The organism is Colwellia sp. 6M3 (assembly GCF_014077595.1).
In the GTDB taxonomy this organism is placed as follows: Bacteria; Pseudomonadota; Gammaproteobacteria; order Enterobacterales; family Alteromonadaceae; genus Cognaticolwellia.
The window spans coordinates 1-1,471 of record NZ_JACGWF010000187.1 but is presented as its reverse complement, the minus strand read 5'-3'; the positions used below and the strand labels follow the sequence as shown (position 1 = coordinate 1,471).

At 38.5% G+C, this 1,471-nt stretch carries 1 protein-coding gene and 1 pseudogene; both read right to left on the bottom strand.

The features are described 5' to 3' along the window. Positions 1 to 235: pseudogene (locus H4J50_RS18895) on the bottom strand (HlyD family secretion protein); the annotation flags it as partial. A 69-nt stretch (positions 236 to 304) separates the two neighbouring features. Beyond that, positions 305 to 1,471: TolC family protein (locus H4J50_RS18890; protein WP_182257694.1), on the bottom strand; the 1,167-nt coding region annotated here is incomplete at its 5' end.

Here is a 1,471-nt window from a genome sequence, read left to right as displayed (position 1 = left end):
ATCTTGCACCAACTTGAAATAACTGTTCAGCGCCTATCGTCGTAGCGCCGTATACAGGAATGGTCTGGTTCAATATTTTTGATGACAGGTTGGCTGTTTCAACACCAACCCTTTTTGCCATACTATCGTTAATTTTACTTATGCCTTCTTCGCCTTCATCTTCGCTAGCGAAAACACTTTGAATGGGTGACAAATACCCAACAAAAATCAATAGTGCGAGTAAATAGTTTTTCATTTTAAATCCTAAACAATGCAGTTGATAACTGAATTAAAAAATATGGTTAATCGTAAAGTGATGCCTTTTCTATAATGACAGCGCTTCGTTTGTTAATTTTTCTATCTCTGCACCGTAAATTAAGGCAGCAGACGCTGCATCAATAAGGGTTCGTCGTGCATTTAACAGTTCTTGTCTAGCAGATACATAATCAAGATAGCCATATCGTCCTTTTTGATAGGCCATTTGAGTATCTTCCAGGGCTTCCTCTAGTATTGGAATAACCGACTTCCTTAATGTATTTGCAGTTAATATTGCTTGTTTTCTATTAGAGTATGCTCGCAGTAAGTAATTTCTAAACCTCAGCTTAGTAACCTCTTTATCTATGGTAACTTGATCACGTTCAGCTAACGCACTTGCTATTGCACCTGAGTTTCGCTTTTCTGTAAATAAGGGCAAGCTAAAACCTGCTACTAGTGCGGTATCATTGGTTTCTTGAGAGCGCCTGACTCCTACAGACCATTTAATATTGGCATTAGACTCAGTTTTAGCTAACCGTATTTCGGCCTCTTTTAATCGCTGTTCATTAGCATAAATTTTAATAGCAGGGTTGTTCTCTAACTGAGCAAAAAGACTGTTGAAATCACTGTCATTACCAAACTTATAAAGGTCACCATTCACTCTAGAGAAGGATACCGATGTCTCTCCCCAATAGGCTGATAATGAGAGTTTTAAATATTCTAAGCGTTTGTGTTCAGATTGAACTGTTAGATTAGCCTGAGCAATAACTGCCTTTGACCGTTTCACTTCAGCCTCCGGTGTTGCACCTGCGCGATTACGTTGAGATACAATTTTTAACGTTTCTTCTGCTAGCTCAAGTGCATTTTCAGACAATAAGACTCTTTGTTGGGCTGCAAGCACCTCAACAAATTTTTCAGTAACCTGAGCCATTAGGTTAAGTGCCGCAACCTCTTTCTCAGCGATGAATAAAGCTCTAGAACTTGAAACAAGCGCTATTCTCGCCGAGCGCTTATTTCCCATTTCAATAACTGAAGACAAAGCAACGGTTAGTTCCGCACTATCAAACTGATTGAATTCTCCTGAACCAGCAAAGTTTTCAGCTTCAATGGCCAGTTCATAAGCAGGAGTTAAATTTGCTGTTCTTTCACGTCCAATTAACATGTTTTGTTTGAATTCAAATATTTTTAGTTCGGGATTTTTTTTAAGTGTCCATTGAATAGCATCTTTGAGGTTTAG